The following is a 24,916-nucleotide window of genomic DNA, read 5'->3' as shown; positions in this document are numbered from 1 at the left end:
AACACCGAGCTCTACCCCACCCTCCTCTTCGAACACCCCACCATCGGCCAACTCGTCACCCACCTCACCGACGAAGGCATCCAGGCCCCCGCCGAGACCACCTCGGCAGCCGGTACCTCCGCATCCGCGGCGTCCACCACGGCCGAGGCCGACCCGGCCGAACCCAACCCGGCCGCGTCCGTCCCTGCCGCGCCGCGGGCCGCAGACACCCCGATGGCGATCGTCGGCGTGGCCGGCCGCTATCCGGGAGCCCGGAATCTCGACGAGTTCTGGGAGGTGCTGCGCACGAAACTCGACTGCCTGACCGACGTGCCCGCCGAACGCTGGGACGCGGAGGCCTGGTTCGCTCCCGAGCCGGGGACACCGGGCCGCTCGTACCTCAAGCGGGGGGGCTTCATCGAGGACGTCGACCGGTTCGACTCGCTGTTCTTCAACATCCCCCCGCAGCAGGCGAAGCTGATGGACCCGCACGAGCGGCAGTTCCTGGAGGTCGCCTGGTCGGCGCTGGAGGACGCCGGATACACGCCGGAGTCGCTGTCGGCGGCGGCTCGTGGCCCGGTGGGCGTGTTCGCCGGGTCGATGTGGGCGGACTACCACCTGCACGGCCTGGAGAGTGTCCGTGACGGCGGCGCGGACGTCGCGCTGAGCTGGCTCGGCGGCATCCCGAACCGGGTCAGCCACGCCTTCGACTTCCGCGGCCCCAGCGTCCTGGTCGACACCGCCTGCTCGTCCTCCCTCACGGCACTGCACCAGGCGTGCGAGGCGATCCGCCGCGGAGAGTGCCGTGCGGCCCTGGTGGGCGGGGTGAGCCTGTCCCTGCATCCGTACAAGTACGTGCGCTCGGCCGCGAACGGCCTGCTGGCGAAGGACGGTACGAGCCGCCCGTTCGGCGCGGACGCTTCCGGTTACGTCCCGGCGGACGGCGTCGGCGCGCTGATCGTGCGCCCGCTGGCGGACGCCGAGGCGGACGGCGACCGCGTCCTGGCCGTCGTGCGCGGCTCGGCCGTGAACCACACCGGCCGCACCCCCGGTTACACGATCACCAGCCCGGACGCGCAGAGCCGGGTGGTCGAGGAGGCCCTGGCGCGGGCCGGTGTACCGGCGTCGACGGTCACACTGCTGGAGGCGCACGGTGCGGCGACCGCGCTGGGAGACCAGCTCGAGGTCGACGCCCTGACCCGGACGTTCCGCAAGGAGACCGACGCGGTCGGCTTCTGCGCCATCGGCTCGGTGAAGGCGAACATCGGCCACACCGAGGCCGCCGCCGGCCTCGCCTCGCTCACCAAAATCCTGCTGTGTCTGCGGCACCGCACCCTCGTGCCGACGCCGCACGCCGAACGCCCCAACCCTGCCATCGACTTCGCTGCGTCCCCGTTCCGGCTGCCGGTCTCCGAGGAGCCGTGGACGCCGGTCACGGACCCGGCCACCGGGCGTCTCGCGCCCCTGCGCGCGGCGGTCAGCGCGTTCGGCTTCGGCGGCGCCAACGCCCATGTCGTCCTGGAGGAATACGTGTCACCCGAGCCCCCGCCCGCCGAGGCGCAGGAGGCGTCGGTCCGGCAGGTCGTCGCGCTGTCGGCCCGGACCGGAGAGCAGCTGACCCGCCGGGCGGCCGACCTCGCGGGTGCCCTGCGCGCCCGTCCCGAAACGCGACTCGCCGATGTCGCTCACACACTCGCCGTCGGCCGACGCCATCTGGGCGAGCGGCTCGCCCTTGTCGTCGCCTCCGTCGCGGAACTGGTCGACGCGCTCGACGCCTTCGCGGCAGGCCGCACCCCCTCGGTTCCCCACACCCGTGCCACGGCCCGGCGGACCACGGCTGCGGCCGTCTCCCCCGCACGGCCGTCGACGGCGCCCGAGACCGTGGCCGAGTCCTGGGCGAACGGCGCCCTCGACGCTCTCGCCCCGGTGCCCGGCGGGCGGCGGATCGCCCTGCCGGCCTACCCGTTCGCCGGGGAGCGCCACTGGGTCACCCCCGTCGACAAGCCACAGGAGATCCGCCCGCGGCCCGCGCCGGAGCGGCGGATCGAGCTCCCCGGCACCGGGAGCGTCCCGCTGGACGACCTGCGCCAGGTGATGCTGTACGAGCCCGCCTGGGCGCCGCGGCCGACGCCGCAGGCCACCGTCGCGCTCGACGGCAGGACCGTGCTGGTGCTGGACACCTCCGACGTGCGCTGCGCGGCGCTGCGGGACCGGGTGCGACCGGTGCTCGTCACCCCGGGCGGCGGGTTCGCCCGGCTGTCCGCCGACCACTACACGATCGCCCCCGACTCCCGGGAGGATCACCGGCGGCTGCGCGAGGCTCTGGAGCGGGAGGGCCGGGTGCCCGCCGCGATCCTGCACCTGTGGCACCTCGACGGCTCCGACCCCGACGGGCCGCCGGAGCGGCCCACCGGGCTGCTGTCGGTGTACGCCCTGTGCCAGGCCTGGGCGGTAGGCCGCCGGGTGGCGCTGCCGGTCGTGCACGCCTACCACTCCCCCGTCGAGTGCCCGCCGGACGCATCCGTGGGCGGCCTGGCACGCGGTCTGCGGCTGGAGCAGCCCAAGCTGCCGCTGAGCACCGTCCGGTTCGCCGCGCTCCCGGGCGATCCCGCGCGGACGGCCGAAGTACTGCTCACGGAGGCGTCGTCGCCCGGGGACCTCGAGGTCCGGCACACGGTCGGCGGCGTCCGCGAGGTGCGCGGCTTCGCACCCACCCGTCCGCTGCCCGCCGGCACCCCGCTGGCCCGGCCGGGCGGCACGTATCTGATCAGCGGCGGCACGGGCGGTATCGCCCGGCACGTGGCGCGGCACATGGCCCGCGCTGCGCAGCCCGACATCGTGCTGTTCGGCCGCTCCCCGGAGGGCTCCGCGCAGCGGAAGTTCCTGGACGACCTGGCCGCGCTGGGCTCGCGCGCCGCGTACGTCCAGGCCGACGTCACCCGGCTGGACGACGTGCGGCGGCTGGTGGCGACCGCGGAGGAGCGGTTCGGCACCGTGACGGGCGTGATCCACACCGCGGGCGTGGTGGAGGACGGCCTGCTGATCAACAAGAAGGCCGACTCCGTGCGGCGGGTGCTGGCACCGAAGTTCGGCGGCGCCCGCAACCTGGACCTGGCCACCGCCGACCGGCCGCTGGACTACCTGGTGCTGTTCTCCTCCACCTCGGCGGTGCTCGGCTCCATCGGTACCACCGACTACACCGCCGCCAACGCCTACATGGACTCCTTCGCAGCGTGGCGGGAGACGCTCGTGGCCCGGGGCGAGCGCCGGGGCCGCAGCGTCGCCGTGAACTGGCCGCTGTGGGACGAGGGCGGCATGCGGATCAACCCGGCCGTGGAGGCCCAGGTGCTGGAGAGCACCGGTCTGGTGCCGCTGAAGACGGCGCACGGCCTGGCCGCGCTGGAGGCCGGTCTGGCCCACGACGGTCCGCAGCTCGCGGTCTTCGAGGGAAACCGCGCCAAGGTCGAGCGCCTGCTGGCGGTCATCTGGCCGGAGCGCGTCCGCAGGGGGGGCGCCCCGGTGGGTCCTGCCGAACCGGCCGGGCAGGCCGAGCAGGCGGAACCGGCCGAACCGGTGGCCGACGCGGTTGACACCGAGATCGTGGCCGAACTGGAGGCGATGATCGCCGAGACGGTGACGGGGGTGCTGCCGCAGGCCGCGCCCCTGTTCGAGGAGCTGACGGCCTGGACCTTCATGGAGCTGGGCCTGACCTCGGTGGACGTGGTCGCGCTCGGTGCTCGGCTGGGGCAGCAGCTGGGCGTCGAAATCGTGCCCACGGTCTTCTTCCGCTGCACACGCGTCCCCGAGCTGGCGGCTCACCTCGCCGAGGAGCACGCCGACGCGGTGCGTTCCTGGTACGCCTCCTTCAACGGCGCGGTGGCCGAGACGGGTTCACCGGTCACTCGGGAGAACGCCGGCGTCACGCCGGCCCGGGAGGCCCGGGTCCCCGTGGCGGAACCCGCCCCTGAGTCCGGCCCGACGGACCGCGACATCGCCGTGATCGGCCTCGCCGGCCGCTTCCCCGGCGCGTCGGACGTCCGCGAGCTGTGGCAGGCCCTGCTCGCCGGGCGGGACCTCGTCGGCGACGTTCCGGCGGACCGCTGGGACCACAGCCGGTACCTCGACGCCGACGGCGCGGCGGGCACGACCGAGTGTCCGGCCGGTGGCTTCCTCGACGACGTGAGCCGGTTCGACGCCGCGTTCTTCGGCATCCCGCGCGCCGAGGCCGAGGCGATGGACCCGCAGCTGCGTCTGCTGCTGGAGGTGCTGTACGAGGCGGCCGAGGACGCGGCCGTCCTGCCCGGCCTGCGCGGCAGCGACACCGGTGTCTTCGTCGGCGAGTGCTTCCGCGACTACGAGGGCGAGATGATCACCCGCGGCCGCAAGCCCGGACCGTACGACGCGACGGGCATCGCCACCACGATGGCCGCCAACCGGCCCTCGCACTACTTCGACCTGTCGGGGCCGAGCCTCACCGTCGACACGGCCTGCTCCTCGTCGCTGCACGCGCTGCAGCTGGCGGTGGAGTCGCTACGCCGCGGCGAGTGCTCCATGGCCTTCGCCGCGGGTGCCAACCTGATGCTGACACCGCGCCACTATCTGTCCCTGTCCGGGACGGGTGCGCTGTCGCCGAGCGGCCGCTGCCACGCCTTCGACGAGCGCGCCGACGGCTATGTGCCGGCGGAGGCGGTCGCCGCGGTGCTGCTGAAGCCGCTGAGCGCCGCGCTGGCCGACGGGGATCCGGTCCGGGCCGTCATCAAGGGCGTCGCGGTCGGTCACGGCGGGCACACGGGCACGATCACGGCGCCCGACCCGCAGCGGCAGACCGAACTCATCGAGCGGGCCTGGCGGGACGCCGGTGTTCCGGCGCACACGATGGGCTTGCTGGAGGCGCACGGCACCGGCACGAAGCTCGGCGACCCCATCGAGATCGAGGGGGTGCGCGGCGCGCTCACCGGCCGCCCCGCCGACGCTCCGCCGGTGGTCGTCGGCACGGCCAAGGCCCACCTGGGGCACGCCGAGGGCGCGGCGGGCATCGTGGGAGTCGTCAAGGCGGTGCTGTCGCTGGAGCACGGCCGGATCCCGGCGCTGCCGGACTTCCGTACCGCCAACCCGTATCTGGGTCTGGACGGTGGCGTACTGACCATCGCGGCCGAGACCGTCGACTGGCCCACGCGACCGGGTGTGCCGCGCCGGGCCGGGGTGAGTTCCTTCGGGTTCGGCGGCGCCAACGCGCACGTCGTCCTGGAGGAGGCGCCGCAGCGGTCCCGAGCGGCGCGTGAGGGTGCGCGCAGCCTCGTGGTGCCGTTCTCCGCGTCGTCCGCGAAGGCTCTGCCCGAGGTGCTGCGCCGGCACAGTGCCGTCCTGGACGAGCGGCCCGGCCTGGCGGGGGTGGCCGCTACCCTCCAGCAGGGTCGTGACCCGCTGCCCGCCCGGATCGCGGTGGTCGCCGCCACCGACGGCGAACTGCGCGCGGAGCTGGACGCGTTGCTCGCGGGGCGGATCGATGTCGGAACGGTCCGGGTGGCTCCCGGTTCGGATGCCGCGGCCGTCGCGGCGGCGCGGCGCTGGGCCGGCGGGGAGTCCGTGGTGTGGACGCCTGCCTCCGGTGGCTCGGACGCGCCCCGGCTGAACCTGCCCGGCCGGCTGTTCCGCGGCGAGCGCTTCTGGCTGCGCGAGGCCGAGCAGAGCCCCCCGGTCGCCCAGACGGCTCCGTCCGTCTCGTCGGATACCGACGCCGCGGCTGGGTCCGCCGGGTCCGCTCCCACCGCCGCCGCGTCCGCCTCGTCGGATGCGGAGGGCCCGGCCGCCCAGGCTCTCGCCGGCGCCCGGTCCTTCATGTACAACTCCGGGTACGACGCCGTCGGTGTACGGCGCGGCCTCGACCGGCTCGGGGTGGTCGGCTCCCGGCTCGCCGCCCTGGCCGTGCGGGAGCACTTGGGCATCACCGGGGAACTCTCCGGCGCGGACGTCCTCACCGGGTTGCCGCCCGTCGAGCCGTACGGGCGCTACGTCGCGCGACTCGCCGACGTGGTGACCGCCGCTCCCCGCCCGCTGCCCGACCCCGTCGCCGAACGAGCATTGATCGACCGGGAGTTCGACGACCTGACCCTCGACCACCCCGAGGTCGGCGACCTGGTGGCGCTGGCCCGGGCTGTGATCCCGCACATACCCGACGTCATCACGGGTGCCACCTCACCGCTCGACCTGTACTTCGGCGGCGAAGTCGCGGACCTGCTGAGCCGCGTGTACCACGGCAACGCCATCGCCGACCACTACAACGCCGTGGTGGCCCACCTCGCCGACGGCTACGTACGTGCCCGCCTCGGGCGCGTGCCGGGCCGGCCGGTGCGCATCCTGGAGGTCGGCGCGGGCACCGGGGGCACCACCGGACCGGTGCTGGAGCGGCTGGCGGGCCATGGGGCCAGCGTGGAGTACACCTTCACGGACATCTCCGCCTCGTACTTCCGCCAGGCGCGCCGCAAGTTCGCCGACGCGGGCCTGCCGATGGTGTTCACGACGTTCAACCTGGAGCACGACCCGGCCTCCCAGGGCGTGGAGGAAGGCGCGTACGACCTGGTCGTGGCATCGAACGTGGTGCACGCGACGGAGGACGTCACCAGGTCCGCGGCCCATCTGCGCCGGCTCCTGGCCGACGGTGGCCTGCTGCTGCTGAACGAGATCACCTCCAACATCGACTACCAGTTCCTCCTGTTCGGGATGATCCCCAGCTGGTGGACCTGCCGGGACACCGAGCGCATGCCGGGAGCCCCGCTGCTCGCGCAGGGTCGTTGGCAGGACATCCTTCGGCGGGCCGGCTTCGCACAGAGCTGGGTGCAGACACACGACAACGACGTTCCCGACGAGGACGACCAGTGCGTGATCGTGGCCCGCGCCGAGGGTGCCCGCCCGTCCGCCGCCGGGCAGGGCGAGGGCGCGCGGTCCGATGCCCCGCCCGTGCCGGCTCCGTCGGCGGCCTCCGTCGCCCCGACCGGCCCGGAGGACGGGGTGCGCGCCCATCTGCGGGAGGTCGTCGCCTCCTTCCTCTCCGTCCCCTCGGACAGCGTCGACGAGGAGACCCCCTTCACCGCACTCGGTGTCGACTCGCTCGGCACCATCCAGCTGGTGCGGGAGCTGGAGGAGGATTTCGGCAAGCTTCCGAAGGTCCTGCTCTACGAGGCCGGGACGATCGCCGCGCTCGCTCGGGAGCTCCTGGCCCGCGCCCCGGAGGTCTGCGCCCGCTTCGCCCGGGAGGCCGCCCCGGCCCCGGCCACCGAGACATCCGTGGCGCCCGCGGTCGCGGAGCGACCCGAGGCCGGGACCGACGGCACGGGACGGCCCGTGGCCGAGGCTGAGCCCGAGGCCGTGGCCGGCGGCACAGAGCGGCGGGATCCCGTGGCCATCGTCGGTATGGCGGTCCGCATGCCCGGCGCGCGCACCACGGACGCCCTGTGGCGCAACCTCCTGGCCGGCACCGACCACATGACCGAGATCCCCGCCGACCGCTGGGACTGGCGCCCGCTGTTCGGCGATCCGCACCGTGAGGCCGGCAGGACCAACAGCAAGTGGGGTGCCTTCGTCGACGGGGTCACCGAGTTCGACGCCGAGTTCTTCGGGATTTCCGGCCGCGAGGCCGAGGTGACGGACCCTCAGCAGCGGCTGATGCTCCAGACGGCCTGGCACGCCGTGGAGGACGCCGGGCACGCGCCGTCGTCACTGCGAGGCAGCGACACGGGGGTGTTCGTCGGCGCCACCTCCCACGACTACACGGCGCACCTGGCCCGGGTGGGCCGCTACCGGGAGCCGTACGCCGTCAACGGCAACGCCAAGACGGTGCTGGCCAACCGCATCTCCTTCGAGCTCGGGCTACACGGACCCAGTGAGGCCGTGGACACCGCGTGCTCCAGCTCGCTGACCGCACTGCACCGCGCGGTGCGCGCCATCGAGGACGGCGAGTGCTCCACCGCCCTGGCCGGCGGGGTGCACCTGCTGCTGGCGCCCGACATGTATGTGGCGCTGGGCCAGATGGGCGCGCTGTCCCCCGACGGCAAGTGCCACGCCTTCGACCGGTCCGCGAACGGCTTCAGCCGGGGTGAGGGCGTCATCGCGCTGTACCTCAAGCCGCTGTCCCGTGCACTGGCCGACGGCGACACCGTGTACGCGCTGGTACGCGGCAGCGGGGTCAACCACGGCGGCCGCGCCCAGTCGCTGCCGGTGCCCAACCCGGCCGCGCAGGCGGCGCTGATCTCCCGGGTGCTGCGCGACTCCGGTACCGACCCGCGCACCATCGGCTATGTCGAGGCCCACGGAACGGGCACGGAGGTCGGCGACCCGATCGAACTGCACGGCCTGCGCCGGGCGTTCGCGGAGCGCGCGGGCCTCGGTGACGACGAGCGGGTGGAGGCCTGGTGCGCCGTGGGATCCATCAAGTCCAACATGGGACACCTGGAGGCCGCGGCCGGTCTCGCCGGCGTCGTGAAGGCCGTCCTCGCACTGCGGCACGGCGTGATCCCGCCGAGCATCCACTTCCACGAGGCCAACCCGCTCCTCGACCTGGACGGCAGCCCGTTCCGTGTCGCGGACCGCCGGCAGGACTGGCCGGCCCCCGTGGACGGCCGGGGCCGGACGCTGCCCCGCAGGGCCGCCGTGAGCTCGATGGGGTTCGGCGGCTCCAACGCCCACGTGGTCCTGGAGGAGTATCCGCCGCACGCCCCGCGCGCCGGTACCGCGGCCGGGTCCGGCCTGCCCGAGCTGTTCGTCCTGTCGGCACGCGACCAGGACCGGCTGAGGGAAGCGGCCCGCGCGCTGGCGGACCGCCTCGACGGCGACCGTACGGTCTCGGCGGCCGAGGTGGCCCACACGCTGCGGACCGGACGGAACGCGATGGAGCACCGGCTGGCCGTGGTCGCCGGGACGCTGCCGGAGCTGGTGGCGGCGCTGCGCGCGCACACCGCGGGACGTGCCGACGACCGCGTGTTCACCGGCACGGCCACAAGCACCGGACCGGTGGCCGTGGCCACGGACGATCCGCGGGCGCTGGGCCGCCAGTGGGTCGTGGGCAAGGCCGGGGCCGAAGCCCTCGCCGCCCTCGCTCCCGCCGGTGTGCGCCGGGTCAGCCTGCCCGGCTACCCCTTCGCGCCCACCACCTTCTGGGCCGGTGCCGAGGACGGCCCACAGCAGGAGACGGCGCACACGGCCGCCGCCGGGGACGACGTGCGCCCCACGCCCTCCGACGGCGCCCGCCGAGGGGACGCGCCTTCCGCGACCGCCGAGGACGACGTCCCCGAGGAGCTGGTCGCCATGCTCGACGCCCTGGGCAGGGGCGAACTGACCGTTGACGACGTGGACCTGAGCCTGGTCCGGAACGACGGGATGGAACGATGACACCCAACACCGAAACGGCCCGCCGCCTGGTACTGGAGCGAGTCCGCGACGGACGCCTCGACCCGGCGGTGGCCGCCCGGCTGCTCGCCCGCGCGGGCGCCACCGCCGACCCGGCGGGCGCCACCGCCGACCCGGCGGGCGGCATGGAACTCGTCGGGTACACGCCCGTGTGGGAGCCGGCGGCCGCCCGGCCGGCCGGACACCCCGCCGTCACAGCCGCCGACGCGCTGCTGGTGATGGACGGCACGCCCGCGCCCACCCCGGGCGGGGTCCACGTCGTCCAGATCGGCACCGACGTCGACGGGGACACCGCGTCGTGGACGGCGTACCTGCGCGAGGCGACCGCGCGGGGCCGGCGACCGCGCGGGGTGATCTTCGACCTGTCGGCGGGGAACACCGGACCCCAGCGTGCGGTCGAGCTGGTGCTGCCGGCGCTGCGCGCCCTCATCGCCGACCGTGCGGCAGGCCCGCTGCCCGTCGTCTTCCTCACCGGCCGGTCCCGCCCGGAGGCGAGCGCCGCGCTCGGCGCGCTGGCCCAGGTGGCGGGTGCCGAGGACCGCAGGCTGCGGGCGGTGTCCGTCCAGGTCGACGAGGTACCCGCATGGGCCGAGGACGCCTTCCAGGTGGCTCTCGCCGAACTCTCCACCGTCCTGCCGGGTCTGGCTCAGGTGCGCCACGGTGCCGCCGGCCGGGAGGTCCGGGTGCTGCGGCCCGCCCCGGCCCGCCCGGACCGGCCGTCCGCGTTCCGGGACGGCGGCCGCTATCTGATCACCGGGGGTGCCAAGGGCATCGGGCTGCGGCTGGCGTCGCTGCTCGCCCGGGATCACCGCGCCCGGCTGGTGCTCACCGGCCGCTCCGAACTCAACGCGGAGCAGCGAGCCGAGTTCCGCCGCCTGGAGGAGGCGGGGGCCCGCGTCGTGTACGTGCGCGGGGACGTCACCCGCCACGAGGACGCGCGGGCGGCCGTCGACGCCGCCCGGCGCGAGTTCGGCGGGCTGGACGGTGTGCTGCACTCGGCGGGGCTCAACGAGGACGCCTACCTGGTCAACAAGGACACCGTGTCGGCGCGCCGGGTGCTGTCCGTGAAGCTGGACGGCGCGGCCCACCTTGACCGGCTGACGTCCAACCTGGCGCTCGACTTCTTCGTCCTGTTCTCGTCGACGTCGGCCTGGTTCGGTGCCCCCGGGCAGGCCGACTACGCCGCCGCAAACCGGGCGCTCGGCGAGTTGGCCGCCGCCCGCTCCCGGCGGGTCGCCGCGGGTTCGCGGCACGGCGCGTCGGTGGCGGTCGCCTGGCCGCTGTGGGCCGAGGGCGGCATGGTGATCTCCGCGGACGACCGGCGGGTGCTGGAGGAGATGCAGGGCATGCTCCCCATGCCGACCGAGGTGGGGCTGCGCGCCCTGTCCGACGCCATCACCGGTCGGGAACCCGAGACGCTGGTGGTCTACGGGCGGGCGGACCGCATCGGCACCTGGGTGGCGAGGGTGTCGGCCGAGGAGGCCGCGGGAGGCGAAGAGACCGGCGAAGCCGAAGGAGTCGAGGCCGGAGAACCGGACGCCGTGAGCGACGAGGACCTGGTCTCCTCCGCGGAGTCGTACCTGCTGGATCTCGTCACCGAGTCGGCGAAGCTTCCGCCCGGACGGCTCCGCGCCGACCAGGAGTTCTCCACGTTCGGTGTCGACTCGATCCTCATCAAGAAGCTCACCGCCACCCTGGAGGACCGTTTCGGGGACCTTCCGGTCACCCTGCTGTTCGAGTACCGGACCGTGGCCGAACTGGCGCGGTTCCTCGCCGAGCGGCACCCGGACGCCCTCCGCTCGGTCCTGGGCCTCGACGCGCCGCGGGCCGCGGAGCCGGCCGGACCGCCGACCGCCGCCCCTCCGGTCTCCGCGAGCCGGCAGCGGTCCGCACGGACCGCGCCGGGCGAACTCGAAGGCGGCCTGCCCTATGACCAGGCGGTCGCGATCGTGGGCATCGGCGCGCGGTACCCGGGCGGTGCCGACCTGACGGAGTTCTGGCAGTCGCTGGCCACCGGGGCCGACCTGATACGCGAGGTGCCGAAAAACCGCTGGGACAACGACCGGTACCTGGCCGCCCGGCGGGGCACGCCCGGCGCCATCACCGGCAAGTGGGGCGGCTTCCTCGACGACGTGGCCCGCTTCGACCCGCTGTTCTTCGCCATCTCCCCGGGCGAGGCCGCCAAGCTGGACCCGAACGAGCGGATCTTCCTGGAGGTCGCCTGGTCCGCCCTGGAGCACGCCGGATACTCGCGGCGCAGGCTGCACGAGACCACCCGCGTCGGCGACACGCACTCCGTGGGGGTCTTCGTCGGCGTGACCGGCTCCCAGTACGGCCTCGTCGGCGCCGAGCAATGGGGCCGCGGCAACAAGGTGTTCGCGCACTCCATGGACTACTCGATCGCCAACCGGCTGAGCTACGTCCTGGACGTCCACGGCCCGAGCATGGTCCTCGACACGGCCTGCTCCGGTTCGCTGACCGCGCTGCACCTGGCCTGCCGCAGCCTGCTGACGGGCGAGACGCGGATGGCGATCGCCGGCGGCGTCAACGTCAACATCCACCCGATCAAGTACGCGACGCTCACCGACATGCGGCTGCTGGCCTCCGACGGCCGCTGCCGGGCCTTCGGCGAGGGCGGTGACGGCTTCGTGCCGGGCGAGGGCGCCGGGGCGCTCGTTCTGAAGCGGCTGTCGGACGCCCTGGCCGACGGCGACCGTATCCACGCCGTGGTGCGCGGCACCGCCGTCAACCACGGGGGCCGCAGCAACGGCTACACCGTGCCGACCCCGCGCGCCCAGGGTGCGGTCGTCGCCGACGCCCTGCGGGCCGCCCGCGTCGATGCGCGCACCATCGGCTACGTCGAGGCGCACGGGACCGGTACCGCGCTGGGCGACCCGGTCGAGGTCGAAGGGCTGAAGCGGGCGTTCGCCGAGTACACCGACGACACCGGCTTCTGCGCGGTCGGCTCCGTGAAGTCCAACATCGGTCACCTGGAAGCGGCGGCCGGGGTGTGCGGCATCACCAAGGTCGTGCTCCAGTTCGCGCATCGCACCCTGGTGCCGACGCTGCACAGCGAGCCGGTCAACCCCAAGTTGCACCTGGAGACCACCCCGTTCCGGCCGCAGCGGACCACCGAACCGTGGGCCGCTCCCGACGGTGTCCCCCGCCGCGCCGCGGTGAGCTCCTTCGGCGCGGGCGGCGCCAACGGCCATGTGGTGCTGGAGGAATGGCCCGCTCCGCAGGGCTCCGAGGACGACGGGCGCCCCTACGCCGTAGGCCTGTCGGCGCGGACTCCCGAGCAGTTGCGGCAGGTCGTCGAGCGGCTCGTCGACGACCTCACCCGCGATCCGGACCGGGCGCTCCGCGACATCGCCTTCACCCTGCTGACGGGCCGCGACGAGTGGGACCACCGGCTGGCGGTCGTCGCCTCCTCGGTGGCCGAACTGCGCGCCCGGCTGCGCGGCCACCTCGACGGCGAGGTGTCGCCGGCGGTCCGCACCGGTCGCGCCGACCAGGGCCACGCACTCACGGACGTACGGCCGTCGGCGGCCGAGGAGCGCTGGGAGCGGCTCGCGGACGCCTGGGTGGCGGGGGCACGCGTCGACTGGCGGGAGGCGTTCCGCGACGGTCCCCGCCCCACGCCCGTGCCGCTGCCGTCGTACCCGTTCGGTGGGAAGCGTTACTGGGTGGATCTGGTCGGTGAACCGTCCGGCGGGGCCACCGGCGGCGCGCTGCCGGTGCTGCGCCGCACCGACGCGGTGATCGCCGACCACACGGTGCTGGGCCGGGCCGTGGTCGCCGGGGTCGTTCAGCTGGGGCTGGCCCGGCAGGCGGCCGGACTCACCGAGGGGGCCGTGGTGTTCCGGGACGTCGGCTGGCGGGTCCCCCTGGAGGTCGAGGGCGACACACTGGACGTGACCGTCCGCTTCGCCGGTGACGGCACGTCGTACGAGGTGCGCGACGCGGGCGACACCGTGCACTCCACCGGCACGCTCACCACTGCCGACGACGGCACGGCACTCGGCCGGCTCGACGTGGCGGCGGTCCGCGACCGGTGCCCGCGACGCGTCGACGCCGCCGAGGTCTACGGCAGGGCCGAGGCCGCGGGGCTGCGCTACGGACCGCTGTACCGGGGGCTCGTCGCACTGCACCGCGGTGACGGCGAGGCGCTGGCCGAGCTGTCCCGGCCCGCGGCGGACGCGCCGGAGTGGGCGGTCGAGGCCGCCATGACGGACAGCGCGCTGCACGCCGTACAGGGGGTGCTGCCCGAGGACGACGACCGGGCCGCGCTGCCCGCCTCCGTCTCCCGGCTCACCGTCGGTGCGTCGCCGGTCCGGGCGCGTTACGCCCATGTGCGGCTGACGGCGCACGACGCCGAGCGCGGCACCGCGCGGGTGGACGTCGGCCTGGCCGCCGCGGACGGCACCGTGCTCGCCCGGTTCGAGGGGCTGCGCATCGCCCGCCCGGCCGGACGGTCCGAGGCTCCTCATCGGGAGGAGACCACGGCGGAGGACAGCGTCCCGCTGTACCGGCCGGTGTGGCGCCCGTCGGCACCGGGCGGCCCGGTGCCGGCCGGCGACGACGGTCCGGTGCTCGTCCTGGGCACCGCTCACGACCACGGCCTCGGTGACGCGCTCGCCGCCCACCACCGCGCGGCCGGACTGCCGGTCCGGCACGTGCTGCTGGAGAACGTCGCCCTCTCCGCCGAGGCGTTCGGCCGGGTGCTGGACGAGGCCGGCGACCCGGGCACCATCTGGTTCCTGGGCGGTGTCGAGGAACGGCTGTACTCGGCCGACGACCTGGACCAGCTCACCGAGGCGCTGGACCACGGCCCGGTGGCCCTGTTCCATCTGCTCAAGGCCCTCGACGCGCAGCGCGCACGGACCGGTGTGCGCCTGCGCGTGGTGACGTCCGGGGTGCAGGCGACCGACGAGGCGGTCCCGGCCCGCAACCCGTTCTCCGGCGGGCTGCCCGGGCTGGTCGCCGCCGCGTCGCGGGAGCTGGGCTTCCTCTCCCTCAGCTGCGTCGACGTCGCCCGCGACGACCTGCTGCGCTGTGCGCGGCTCGACGAGTGGGCCGCGCTGGCCGGGCAGTTGGCGTCCGAGCCCGCCGCCCGTCCCGCGCATCCGGTCGCCCTGTGCGGCGGGGTGCGGTACGTCCAGGAACTCGAGCGCGTCGACGTGTCCGGCGACGAGGGCGAGCTGCCCCTGCGGGAGGGCGGCCGTTATCTGATCACCGGCGGTGCCGGCGGTCTCGGCACGGTCGTCGCCGAGCACCTGGCGGAACGGTACGGCGCGCGTGTGCTGCTGACCGGCCGCCGGCCGCAGGAGGATCTGCCCGAGCGCGCGCGGGCGCTGCTGTCCGCCCGGCCGGACCAGGTGGCGTACGTCGTCGCCGACGTCACGGACGAGGCGGCGCTGCGGCGGGCGGTGTCGCGCATGCGCGAGACGTGGGGCGGTGTGGACGGCGTCGTCCACTCGGCGTTCGTCCTCAACGACCGCACGCTGTCGCGGATGGACGAGGCGACGCTGCGCTCGTCGTTCGGGCCGAAGGCGTACGGCACTGTGGTCCTGCAGCGGGTGCTGGCCGGCGAACCGCTGGACTTCTTCGCCCTGTTCTCGTCCGCCATCTCGCACAACGGCAACGCGGGGCAGGCCAACTACGCGGCCGCGTCCACACTCCAGGACGCCTACGGACGTTTCCTGGCCGCCCGGTTGCGCTGTCCGGTGCGGATCTTCAACTGGGGGCTGTGGGGCGAGAGCGGGTCGGTCGCCACCGATGACTACCGGGCCAGCGTCACCGCCCGGCTCGGTGTCGAGCCCATCGGCGACGCGGCCGGCCTCGACGCCTTCCGGCGAGTGCTCGCCGGTCCCGCCGTGCAGGTGGCGCCGGTGCGGCTCGCCGGGGCGGCGGACGAGCCCGCCGTGCGTCCGCTGGCGGCCGCTCCCGGCAGGTCCGAAGCCGTGCGCGCGGCGGAGGCCGCGGCGCGCGGGCGCACCGCCGACGACGCGCGGCTGACCGGGGCGGACTTCTTCGCCGCCCTGGAGCCGTATGCGCGGCTGCTGTTGCGGGACGCGTTCCTCGGCCACGGCTCCTGGCCGGAGCCGGGCGCGACCGTGACGCGGGACGAACTGGTCCGCCGCCTCGGCGTCGTGCCCGCCCAGGAGCGGCTGCTGGACGCCGCGCTGTACGCGCTGACCCGGGGCGGGCACCTCGCGCGGAACGCGGACGGCAAGCTCACCGTGCCCGCCACCGAGCCGGAGGTTCCGGACCCCGCGGCCGCCGCGGCCCTGCGCGACCGTCTGCTCTCCGCGTATCCGCACGCCGCCGCCCTGGCCGAGCTGCTGCGCGAGTGCACCGAGGTGCTGCCGGAGGTGCTGTGCGGCCGGCGCAGCGGACTGTCGGTGCTCTTCCCCGGCGGCAGCGATCACAAGCTGGCACCGCTGTACCACGACGACCCGCGCTCGGAGCACTTCAACGCGGTGTGCGCGGCGGCCGTCGCCGCCTATGCGGAGCACCGGTTCGGCAAAGGTGACGAACGGCTGCGGCTGCTGGAGATCGGCGCGGGCACCGGCGGCACCAGCCGTCCCGTCCTCGACGCGCTCCAGCCCTTCGGCGACCGCTTCGAGTACGCGTTCACCGACCTGTCCCCCGGCCTGGTCCGCAAGGCCCGCGAACGGTTCTCCGAGCCATACCCGCAGGCCCGTTTCTCCGTCCTCGACATCGCCCGGGACCCCGCGTCGCAGGGCTTCGAGGAGGGCGGCTACGACGTCGTCCTGGCGGCGAACGTGCTGCACGCCACCCAGGACGTGCGGCACAACGTGCGCGCCGCGGCCCGGCTGCTGCGGCCGGGCGGGCTGCTGGTGGTCAACGAGGGCACGCGGGTACTGGACGCCGTCACCATGATCTTCGGTCTGACCGAGGGCTGGTGGGCGTACGACGACGGGGAACTGCGGCAGCCCCACTCGCCGTTGCTCACGCCGGGCACCTGGCGGTCGGTGCTGCTGGACGCCGGGCTGCGCGGGGTGCGGATCGTGGGTGCGGCCGAGCCCGACGACACGGCGGCGGGCCAGCACGTGCTGCTGGCCGAGCGCGACGCGTGGCCGGTGCGCGCGCGGGTGCGGAGGCCGCCCGGAAGCACGGCCGAGCAGCCGGAGCCCTCGCCGCAGGTGACCCCGGCGGCGGTGCCCGAGGCGCCGGCCGCCGGCCTGGCGGGGGCGGCTACGGCGTATCTCCGGCGGGTGTTCGCCGACGTCCTGAGGCTGGACGAGGCGGAGCTGGCCCCGTCCGCGCCGCTGTCCGCCTACGGCACCGACTCCCTCGTCGGCATGGAGGTGGCCGACCGTATCGAGGCGGACCTGGGGACCGCGCCCCGGCACGTGCCGTTCGAGTCGACGACCCTCGACGGCGTCGTGGCGGCGCTACTGGAGTCGGCCGCCGAGCCGTTCGCCCGGTTCACCGTGGCAGCGTCGGCACCCTCGCCGCTGCCGGTGCCATCGGATCCCGAGCCGGCGGCGCCCGCCGCCGAGCTGGCCGACGTGGCCACGACGTACCTGCGGCGGATCTTCGCCGACGTCCTCAAGCTCGACGCGACGGAGCTGGACCCGACCGCGCCCCTCGCCTCCTACGGCACCGACTCCCTCGTCAGCATGGAGGTCGTCGACCGTATCGAGGCGGACCTCGGCCCGATCCCGCGCACGATCCCCTACGAATCGACCTCGCTGCGGGGGGTGGTGGAGGCGCTGCTGGACGATCCGGCGCAGCCGCTGGTCCGGCTGGTGGACAGCAGCACGCCGACGGTTCCGACCCGGCGCCGGCCCCAGGCCGCACCGGCACGGGACGCCGTGACGGCGCCCGCCACCCCGTCCGAGTCGGCCGACGTGGCGTCTCAGGTCGTGGCACCGGCGCCCGTCCCCGGCCCTGCACCCGCCGAGGCCACCCCCGCGCAGCCCGGCGAGGAACCCCTCGCGATCGTCGGGGTCTCCGGCCGGTTCCCCGGCGCCGACACGCTCGACGGCCTCTGGGAACACCTGCGCGCGGGCCGTCGGTCCGTCACGGAGGTGCCCGGCGAACGCTGGGATCCGGAAGGCGCGGACCGCGCCGGCCTCTGGGGCGCGTTCCTCGATGACGTGGAGGCGTTCGACCCGCTGGTGTTCCGGATGTCGCCGCGCGACGCCGAGCGCACCGACCCGCAGGAGCGGCTGTTCCTGGAGGCGGTGTGGACGGCACTGGAGGACGCCGGGACGACCCGCGCCGGGCTGGAGCGTTCCGCCCGGGCCACGACCGGCACCGGTGTCGGTGTCTTCGCCGGCCTGATGCACAGCCCTTATCAGGTGCTGGCAGCCGAGCTGCGCGGCGCGGGATCCGACGCGCACGCCCATTCCGCGCACTGGTCCGTGGCCAACCGGGTCTCGCACGTCTTCGGGTTCACCGGCCCGAGCCTCGCCGTGGACACGGCGTGCTCGTCCGCCCTGACGGCCCTGCATCTGGCGGTCGAGGCCGTGCGTCGCGGTGACTGCGGCGCGGCCGTCGTGGGCGCGGTCAACCTGATCCTCGACCCCTCGCACCACACCGCGCTGGCCGGCATGAAGATGCTCTCGCCGGACGGCCGCAGCCGGTCCTTCGACCAGGACGCCGACGGCATGGTGCCGGGTGAGGGCGTGGGAGCCGTGGTCCTCAAGCCGCTGTCGGCGGCCCGGCGCGACGGCGACCGCGTCCACGGGCTGGTGCTCGGCACCGCGGTCAACGCGAACGGGGCGACCGACAGCATGGTCACACCGAGCGCCGACGCCCAGGAGGAACTGCTCCGCAGGGCTCTCGCCCGCGCCGGCGTGCGCCCCGAGGCGGTGCAGTACGTCGAGGCGCAGGCGACCGGCTCCCCCCTGGCCGACCCGGTTGAGGCGACGGCGCTGGCTCGGGTGTTCGGCGGGCGCGGCACGGCAGTCGGGTCCGTCAAGCCGTCGCTGGGTCACCTGGAGGCGGCCTCCGGCATGGCGCAGCTGGCCAAGGTACTGCTCCAGATACGGCACGGCGAGCTGGCCGCGACACTCGACTGTTCGCGGCCGGTCGGGGAGTTCGACGGCCGGGCGCTACGCCTGGTGCGCGAGCGGGAGCCGTGGCCGGGCGAGGCACCGACGGCCGAGCGGGTGGCCGCGATCAGTTCCTTCGGTGCGGGCGGCGCGAACGCCCATGTCGTGGTGTCCGGCCCGCCGGCCGCGTCCCGGGCACCGGAGCCGGCGGAGGGGCCTCGGCTCGTGCTCCTGTCCGCCCGCCGCGAGGAGCAACTGCGCGCCCACACCCGGCGGTTGCGCGATCATCTGGCGGCGCTCGGCGATGCGGCACCCGCTCTCGCGGATGTCGCGCGCACGCTCGCGGCGGGCCGTGAACCCCTCGGCCACCGGCTGGCCGTCGTCGCACGGGACGTCCCGGACCTGGTGTCCCTGCTGGACCGCCACCTCGCGGGTGAGCAGCCGCGGCGGGTCGGTGCCGGTCGCGCCTCCGCCGACGCTGAGGCGGAGTACACCGTCCCGGCCGGCGCCGACACGGCGGCGCTCGTCGGGGCGGGGACGGCCTGGGTCACGGGCGCCCGGCTGACCGGCGCGGACGCGGCGCTCGGCCTCACTGACGGCCGGATCGTGTCGCTGCCGGGCTATCCCTTCGCTCGGATCACCCACCGACTGCCCGCCGAGCCGACCCCCGCCACCACCGCACGGACCCCCGGCGGGGACCGCGCGGACACGGCGGCTGACCCGACGGCGGCGCCCGCCACCGTCGCATCCCCGGCAGCACCGTCCCGGCAACCCTCGGACCTGGAGGAGAACGACGTGTCAGAGACCAACGGCCACCTCGCACCGGCGGCCGTCGAGCACATCCGTACCACCGTCGTGGACGCGGTGGCGGCGGTGCTGGGGGTGCGGCCGGACGACATCGGCCTGGACGAGCACCTCAGCGACTTCGGCTTCGACTCGGTCACGGTCGTCGACCTGACCGACCGGGTCAACGCGGAGCTGGGCACCGCCCTCAACCCGGCGGACTTGTACGGGTTCCGCAATGTCGGAGCGCTGGTGGAGGTACTGGCCCGGCAGACCGCCGGAGCGACGGCCCCGTCCCCGGTGCGCGAAGAAGCCGCCACCGTACGGGAGGAACCCATACCCACGGCCGTACGCGAAGAACGCACTGCCGTGTCGCAGGAGCCCCTGCCTGTGGCGGCCGCGCAGGAACAGTTCCCGGCCGGAGGGCCGCAGGAGCCCGTCGCCATCGTCGGCATGGCCGGATCGTTCCCCGGCTCCCCCGACCTCCCGGCGTACTGGACCAACCTGCTGGCCGGACGCGACCTCGTCGGGGAGATCCCCGCCGAGCGTTTCGACTGGCGCGAGATCTACGGCGACCCGCGCACCGACCCGGAGAAGGTGCCCTCGCGCTGGGGCGGCTTCCTCGCCGACGCCGATCTCTTCGACCCGGCCTTCTTCCGCATCTCGCCGCGTGAGGCGAAGCTGATGGACCCGCAGCACCGGCTGTTCCTGCAGACGGTGTGGCGGACGATCGAGGACGCCGGTCACGATCCGGCCTCGCTGGCCGGCAGCGACACCGGTGTCTTCGTCGGCTGCGGCTCGACGGAGTACGCGACGCTGCTGCTCCAGTCCGGCGTCGAGATCGACGGCCAGCTGGCCACCGGAAACGCGCACAGCGTGCTGGCCAACCGGGTCTCCTTCCTACTGGACCTGCGCGGCCCGAGCGAGCCGGTCGACACCGCCTGTTCCTCCAGCCTGGTCGCCGTGCACCGCGCGGTGCGGGCCATCCAGGACGGCGAGTGCTCGGCGGCGATCGCCGGCGGCGTCAACCTCACCCTCACTCCCACCGGCTATCTGGCGTTCGGCAAGTCCGGAATGCTCGCCGCGGACGGACTCTGCAAGACCTTCGACCACCGCGCCGACGGCTATGTGCGGGGCGAGGGCGTCGGCGCGGTCCTGCTGAAGCCGCTGTCGGCGGCGCTGCGCGACGGCGACACGGTGTACGCGCTGGTCCGCGGCACGGCGGTGAACCACGGCGGACGGGCCGCGTCCCTGACCGCGCCCAACTCCGACTCGCAGGCGGCCGTGATCACCGCCGCTCACCGGCGCGGCGGCACCGACGCCTCCCTCGTCGGGTACGTCGAGGCGCACGGCACCGGTACCGCACTGGGCGACCCGGTCGAGCTGAACGGGCTCACCCAGGCGTTCCGTGAGCTCGGCGTGGGCCCGGAGCGGGGTCAGTTCATCGGGCTCGGCAGCGTCAAGACCAACGTCGGCCACCTGGAGACGGCGGCGGGGATCGCCGGACTCATCAAGATCGTGCTGTCGATGCGTCACCGCATGCTCCCTCCGACCCTCCACATCGAGCGTCCCAACCCGCTGCTGAACCTGGCGGGCAGCCCGTTCCACCTGGTGGACTCAGCCCGTCCGTGGGACCGCCCGCGCACCGCCTCCGGGGGCGAGGCGCCGCGACTCGCGGGGGTCAGCTCCTTCGGCTTCGGCGGCGTCAACGCCCACGTGGTCGTCGAGGAGTTCATCGACCCACGTCCGGTCCAGGTCCACGACGGCACCTCCGAGCTGTTCGTGCTGAGCGCCCGGAACGACGACCGGCTCAAGGAGTACGCGGCGCTGCTCGCCGATCACCTCGGGCGGGCCGCGGCGCGCGGCGGCGACGCTGTCGACCTGCGGGCGCTGGCCCGCACGCTGCAGATCGGCCGGCCCGCGTTGGAGCGCCGCCTGGCCGTGGTCACCGACTCGGCCACCCGGCTCGCGGACGCGCTGCGGGCGTTCGCGGCCGGGGAGAAGAGCGACCTCGCCGTCGAGACCACCCCGGCCGGTCCCGACCGGGCCGCCGCCGGCCTGCTCGACGAGGACGACCGGACCCGTGTGCTGGAACTGGCACGGTCCGGCGATCTCGGCAAGGCCGCGGCGCTGTGGGTGCGCGGTACGGACATCGACTGGACGGCGCTGCACGCCGGTGCCCCGTGGCGCCGGGTGGCCGGACTTCCCACGTACCCGTTCGCCCGCGAGCGGCACTGGCTGCCCCCGGTCCCGACCCTCGTCACGTCCACTCCCACCCCGGCCACGGCACCCGCGCCTGCTCCGGCGGACTCCGCGTCCGCCCCGGTTCCGGCCGGCGCGGTCGTCCCGAGCCCGGCGGGGCCGGCCGCCCCGGCCCCGGTGGCCCCCGTCTCCCGTACCGCCCCGCCGCTCGCGGCGGGCTCCCCCGGAAAGAGCACCGCCGCTGTGCTGAACGGCACCGCCCCTCGGTCCGCCTCCCCGTCCGTCCCCGGACGGCCCACCGCCGCGTCATCGGCCGGCGCCGCCGACGCCGCCCCGACGGGCCCGGCCGCCGGTCCTTCGGGGGACCTGGCCGCCCAGGTGCGGGTGCTGCTGGCGGAGGGCATCGGACTCCCGCCCGAGTCCGTGGACCCCGGCCGGGACCTCGCCGCGTACGGCGTCGACTCGATCTCCGCGCTGCGGATCATGCAGCGTATCCAGGCGGCGTTCGGCGACCACATCCCCATGGCCGCGATCTTCGAGTGCACCACGCTCAACAGCCTGGTCCAGCACCTGATCGACGAGTACGGCGTCCCGCCGCAGGGCACGGCCGCCACCGGCAGCGAAGCGGTCGCGCAGCGCACGTCGGACGTGCCCGCCGAGCCGGCCGTCGCCGCCCCGGAGGCCACCGTCGTCCCTTTCGGCGATGACGGCCCGGGCACCCCGCTGTACGGCCTGCCCGGAGCCACCGGCGAACTCACCTGGCTGCTGCACCTGCGGACCTGGTTCGCCGCCGAAGGCCCCGTCCGCGGGGTGGAGTTCACCTCCACGGCGCCGCGCGGCACGAACAACGGCCACGGTCTGACCGAGCTCGCCGAGACGTGCGCCGAGGCCATCCTCGCGGACCGTTCCGAAGGGCCGTTCCGGCTGGCCGGGCACTCGATCGCCGCGCGGCTGGCGGTCGAGACCGCCCGGATCCTGACCGACGCCGGTCACGAGGTCGCCCAGCTGGTCCTCCTGGACGCGCCGGAGCCCGACGCCACGCTCGCGGAGGACGCCGTCGCGGACGTACGGGCTGTCGCGGAGCAGTTCGCCGCCGTGTGGTCCGGCCGCCCGCTGACCACGACCGGCACCGGTCCGGACCGCGAGTCCGCCCTGCGGTCGGCCGCGGAGTCCCTCTCCGCGCTCCCCGGGATTCCGCTGCGCGGCACGGAACTCACCGAGCGCCTGGCCTTCGCCGCCGACTGGCGGGGGGCGCTGCGCCGGACAGCCGGTGACACCGCCGTCCGCCCGCTGGCCCTGGCCGGCCGGACCTCCGTCCTCGCCACCCCTGACGCGCTGTCGTGGGACCGCGCGCTCGTGCCGCCGCCGGCTCTGCTCGAGCCGGTGCCGGTGCCGGGCGGCGTCGTGTCCCGCGAGGGCGCGGCCCGGCTGGCGGAGCGCCCCGCTGCGCCGGCGCCCGCGAGGCACGCGCCGCTGGAGGTCACCGACCGGGAGGTCCGCACCGTCCCGGCGGAGGACCGCCACTTCCTGGTGCCGATCAACCGCAGCGGGAGCAAGACGCCCTCGTTCTGGGTCCACCACCTGTTCGGTGACGTCAGCTACTGCATCTACCTGTCCCGCTACCTCGGCATGGAGCACCCGCTGTACGGCCTGGAGCAGCTCGACTCCGACCTGCGGTTCACCGAGTTCCCGTCGATCGAGGCGATGGCGGCCCGCTACGTGGCGGAGATCCGCGAGGAGCACCCGGAGGGCCCGTACGTGCTCGGCGGGGCGTCCTTCGGCGGCATCCTCGCCTTCGAGATGGCGCGTCAGCTCGTCGAGGCGGGCCAGGAGGTGTCGCACCTGTACCTGGTGGACGCGCTGCTGCCGGGCACCGGTGCCTGGAACGGCGTCGACAACACGGTGATCACCGAGGAGAACCAGGACGCGGTGACGCTGATGCTGATCGGCAACTCGGCCTCGCAGCTGTGGAAGGCCGACCCGACGCTGACCATCGACGAGCTGATCGGCATGTCCAGCGACGAGGCCATCGACTACGTCACCCGGCACGTGGTGGAGGGCTCCCCCGCCCAGCTGTCCGCGGACGAGGTGCACCGGCTGGTCCGCACCCGCTTCGCCCTCCTGGACCTCAACGGCAAGCTGCTGCTCGACTACGAGGCCCGGCCGTTCGCCCGGCCGGTGCGGACGACGGTCTTCCACGCCACGAAGGGCTTCTCCGCCGCGGAGAACCCGTACGGCATGCCCGCCATCGGGCGGGACGACTCCGACACCACCAACGGGCTCGGTTCGCTCGCCGGCGACGACGTGACCGTCCACGACCTGGACGCGGACCACTTCACGATCGTCCTGGAGGACAACCTGCGCGCCATCGCCGAGGTCGTGACCCGCACCTTGCCCGCCCTCAACCCGAACGGACCGCGCTCATGACCGAGTTCAGCGTGTACTTCTTCTCCTCCAACGACCGCAACGGCTTCGGGGACCGCTACCGGTTCATCCTCGACGTCGCCCGCACCATCGACGACAAGGGCTTCAAGGCGATCTGGACCCCGGAGCGCCACTTCCAGGAGTTCGGCGGCAGCTTCCCTAACCCGTCCGTCCTGAGTGCGGCCCTCGCCGCCACCACGAAGAACCTGCACCTGCGGGCCGGCAGTGTCGTGCTGCCGCACCACCACCCGGTGCGGGTCGCCGAGGAGTGGGCCCTGGTCGACCAGCTCTCCGGCGGGCGCGTGGGCATCTGCCTGGCCACCGGCTGGCACAAGGGCGACTTCGTCTTCCACCCCGAGCTCTACGACACGCGCCGGGAGTACACCTTCGGGCACATCGAGACGCTGCGCGCCCTGTGGCGCGGGGAGCAGGTGGCGTTCCCGGGCCCGGACGGTCAGGCCCTGAACGTGCGTACGTATCCTCGTCCGCACCAGCCGGAGCTGCCGCTGTGGCTGGTACACACCTCCAACCCCCGGACGTGGCTCCAGGCGGGCCGCGCCGGGCTCAACGTGCTGACCCTGCTGGACAGCTGGGAGCGCCTGGAGGAGAACATCTCCGCCTACCGCGCGGCACGGGCCGAGGCCGGGCTCGACCCCGCGGCCGGCGTCGTGACCGTGGGGCTGCACACCTTCGTGGGCGACGACGAGGCGGAGGTCAAGCGGATCGTGCACGATCCGGTGCGGAGCTACCTGTCCTCCTTCGTCGCTCAGAAGCGCAACGACGCCGCCGTCGACGGCGAGTCGTCCGCCATGAGCGACGCCGAGCACAAGGCGCTCGTCGATATCGCGGCGGAGGACTTCTACCAGCGCCGCTCGCTGCTCGGCACGCCCGACAAGTGCGCCAAGGTGGTGCAGCGGCTCAGCGACATCGGCGTCGGCGAGATCGCCTGCCTGATCGACTTCGGCGTGCCCTTCGACACGGTCCTGGGCATGCTGCCCAAGCTGAACGAGCTGCGGGCCGCCTTCGCGTCGCCTGCCCCGGCCGCCGCCCCGCCCCAGGACGACGACGCCCTGTCCTGGTACTACGCCCGGAACTGA

At 74.6% G+C, this 24,916-nt stretch carries 3 protein-coding genes; all 3 read left to right on the top strand.

Features of this window, described 5'->3' with window-relative positions:
* Positions 1-213: 213 nt before the first annotated feature.
* From ACIQ8B_RS27615 to ACIQ8B_RS27605, 3 genes are read left to right on the top strand one after another with little or no spacing between them, the layout of a single operon-like run.
* Positions 214-9,363 (top strand): SDR family NAD(P)-dependent oxidoreductase, encoded by a 9,150-nt coding sequence (locus ACIQ8B_RS27615; RefSeq protein WP_403550509.1) that lies wholly within the window; start codon positions 214-216, stop codon positions 9,361-9,363.
* Positions 9,360-23,822 carry an SDR family NAD(P)-dependent oxidoreductase gene (locus tag ACIQ8B_RS27610; RefSeq protein ID WP_403550507.1) on the top strand — a complete coding sequence of 4,821 codons (14,463 nt, stop codon included), beginning with the start codon at positions 9,360-9,362 and terminating at the stop codon, positions 23,820-23,822. Before ACIQ8B_RS27615 ends, ACIQ8B_RS27610 begins: the two co-directional genes overlap by 4 nt.
* Entirely contained in the window at positions 23,819-24,916 is a 1,098-nt protein-coding gene (locus tag ACIQ8B_RS27605) for a MupA/Atu3671 family FMN-dependent luciferase-like monooxygenase (protein WP_403550505.1), read from the top strand. The genes ACIQ8B_RS27610 and ACIQ8B_RS27605 overlap by 4 nt, the downstream gene beginning before the upstream one ends.

The sequence above is a fragment of the Streptomyces sp. NPDC096105 genome, assembly GCF_044763335.1.
GTDB lineage: Bacteria > Actinomycetota > Actinomycetes > Streptomycetales > Streptomycetaceae > Streptomyces.
Note: the sequence above shows the minus strand (reverse complement) of the source record. Positions and strands in the feature narration are given on the sequence as shown.

Coding starts and splice junctions, on each gene's coding strand:
- ACIQ8B_RS27615 (WP_403550509.1), top strand. CDS start 214: ATGGCGATCGTCGGCGTGGCCGGCCGCTATCCGGGAGCCCGGAATCTC.
- ACIQ8B_RS27610 (WP_403550507.1), top strand. CDS start 9,360: ATGACACCCAACACCGAAACGGCCCGCCGCCTGGTACTGGAGCGAGTC.
- ACIQ8B_RS27605 (WP_403550505.1), top strand. CDS start 23,819: ATGACCGAGTTCAGCGTGTACTTCTTCTCCTCCAACGACCGCAACGGC.